Source organism: Nocardioides sp. (genome assembly GCF_004803405.1).
In the GTDB taxonomy this organism is placed as follows: Bacteria; Actinomycetota; Actinomycetes; order Propionibacteriales; family Nocardioidaceae; genus Nocardioides; species Nocardioides vastitatis.
On record NZ_SSXI01000194.1, the window covers coordinates 1 to 2,342 of the forward strand.

2 protein-coding genes and 1 pseudogene are annotated in these 2,342 nt (G+C 70.2%); all 3 read left to right on the forward strand.

The genetic code is table 11. The features are described from left to right. Positions 1-539, forward strand: a 539-nt coding sequence (locus tag E7Z54_RS13605) for a phosphopantothenoylcysteine decarboxylase (RefSeq protein WP_276606230.1), incomplete at its 5' end; no start/stop codon positions are given. A gap of 121 nt (positions 540-660) precedes the next feature. Beyond that, complete coding sequence (metK, locus tag E7Z54_RS13610) at positions 661-1,854, forward strand: methionine adenosyltransferase (protein WP_136434557.1); 1,194 nt, start codon at positions 661-663, stop codon at positions 1,852-1,854. 91 nt (positions 1,855-1,945) lie between these two features. Next, a pseudogene (locus E7Z54_RS13615) lies at positions 1,946-2,342 on the forward strand (primosome assembly protein PriA); the annotation flags it as partial.

The following is a 2,342-nucleotide window of genomic DNA, read 5'->3' on the forward strand; positions in this document are numbered from 1 at the left end:
AGGTCACCCTCGTCGCGGCCAACGTCACGCTGCCCGACCCGGCCGGGGTGAAGGTGGTCCGGGTCGAGTCGACGGCCGAGCTGCGCGACGCCGTACTCTCCGCCGCTGCGGCCGCGGACGCCGTGGTGATGGCGGCCGCGCCCGCCGACTTCCGGCCGCTCACCGAGTCCGACGTCAAGATCAAGAAGTCCGACGACGGATCGGCGCCGACGATCACCCTGCAGCAGAACCCCGACATCCTCAGGGAGCTCTCGACGCAGCGGCCGCACCCGGGGGCCGTCATCGTGGGCTTCGCAGCCGAGACCGGCGACGCGACGGGCTCGGTGATCGACCTGGCGCGCGCCAAGCTCGCCCGCAAGGGCTGCGACCTGCTCGTCGTCAACGACGTGAGCGGTGGAGCCGTCTTTGGGAGTACGGACAACGAGGCCGTTATCCTTGGTGCCGACGGTTCGGCCCTCGAGGTTCCGCACGGCTCCAAGAGCGCGTTGGCGCATCTGATCTGGGACCAGGTGGTCTCTCGGATGGTGCTTCAGCAGTGAGACATGGGAACCTCGCCCCCGCTCATCCGTATCGTTGGTATGACAACGCACCCCTCACTTCGCATCGACCGGGCCTGCACGGGGGAACTGCTCGGCACGACAACCAGGAGCTCGCACAACTATGACCGGACGTCTCTTCACGTCGGAGTCCGTGACCGAGGGTCACCCCGACAAGATCGCCGACCAGATCAGCGACACCGTCCTCGACTACCTGCTTGAGCACGACCCCACGAGCCGGGTCGCTGTCGAGACGCTGCTGACGACCGGTCTGGTCGTCGTGGCCGGCGAGGTGACCACCGAGGCGTACGCGCCGGTCGCCCAGCTCGTCCGCGCCAAGATCCTCGAGATCGGCTACGACTCCTCGGAGAAGGGCTTCGACGGCAACTCGTGCGGTGTCCAGGTGGCCATCGGCGCGCAGTCCCCTGACATCGCCCAGGGCGTCGACGACGCGTTCGAGGAGCGGGTGGAGTCCTCGGCCGACGTGCTCGACAAGCAGGGCGCGGGCGACCAGGGCCTGATGTTCGGCTACGCCTGCGACGACACCCCGCAGCTCTTCCCGCTGCCGATCAAGATCGCGCAGACCCTCTCGGAGAGGCTCTCCGCGGTGCGCAAGGACGGCACGCTCCCGTACCTTCGCCCCGACGGCAAGACGCAGGTCACCATCGAGTACGACGAGGACAACCGTCCCGTGCGCGTCGACACCGTGGTGCTGTCGACCCAGCATGCCGAGGAGGTGTCCCTCGACCAGCTCGAGAAGGACATCCAGGTCAACGTCATCGACCCGGTCCTGGCCATGTTCGACATCCCCTCGGAGGGCTATCGCCTGCTGGTCAACCCGACCGGTCGCTTCGTCATCGGCGGTCCGATGGGTGACGCCGGCCTGACCGGTCGCAAGATCATCGTCGACACCTACGGGGGCATGGCTCGCCACGGTGGCGGTGCGTTCTCCGGCAAGGACCCGTCGAAGGTGGACCGCTCGGCCGCCTACGCCATGCGCTGGGTCGCGAAGACCGTCGTCGCCGCGGGGCTCGCCCGCCGCTGCGAGGCGCAGGTCGCCTACGCGATCGGCAAGGCGGCCCCCGTGGGCGTCTTCATCGAGACCTTCGGCACCGGCGTCGTCCCGGACGAGAAGATCCAGGCCGCCGTGCTCGAGGTGTTCGACCTCCGCCCGGCCGCGATCGTCCGTGACCTCGACCTGCTGCGCCCGATCTACGCGAAGACCGCTGCCTACGGCCACTTCGGTCGTGAGCTCCCCGAGTTCACCTGGGAGAGGACCGACCGCGCCGACGCCCTGAAGGCCGCCGCGGGCGTCTGAGCCCGGATCGCCTGAGTGAGGCCCGCCGTCCCCTGTGGACGGCGGGCCTCGCCCGTTCGAGCCGACTGGGGTCACTGGTAGAACTCTCGCCATGACGCCCTCCGACGAGCCGGCCCTGGAGCTGCCCGGCCTGGTGCGCGACAAGGTCGCCGAGGGCCGGGCCAAGGCTGCGGCGACCCGCGCTCGCAAGGCCGCGGAGGCCCAGGTCGCCGACGTCGACCCGGTGGCGAGGGTGGTGCTGGACCTTCCGCTCGCCCACCTCGACCGGGTCTTCGACTACGCCGTGCCGGTCGCCATGGCCGACGGTGCGGTGCCGGGCGCGCGGGTCAAGGTGCGGTTCGCCGGCCAGGACGTCGACGGCTACGTCGTCGAGCGGGCGGCAGCGAGCGAGCACCAGGGCCGACTGACCCCGCTGCGCCGGCTGGTCAGCCCCGAGCCGGTGCTCAGCCCGGCGGTCGGCGATCTGTGCCGGCTGGTGGCAGATCGCT

Coding starts and splice junctions, on each gene's coding strand:
- metK (WP_136434557.1), top strand. CDS start 661: ATGACCGGACGTCTCTTCACGTCGGAGTCCGTGACCGAGGGTCACCCC.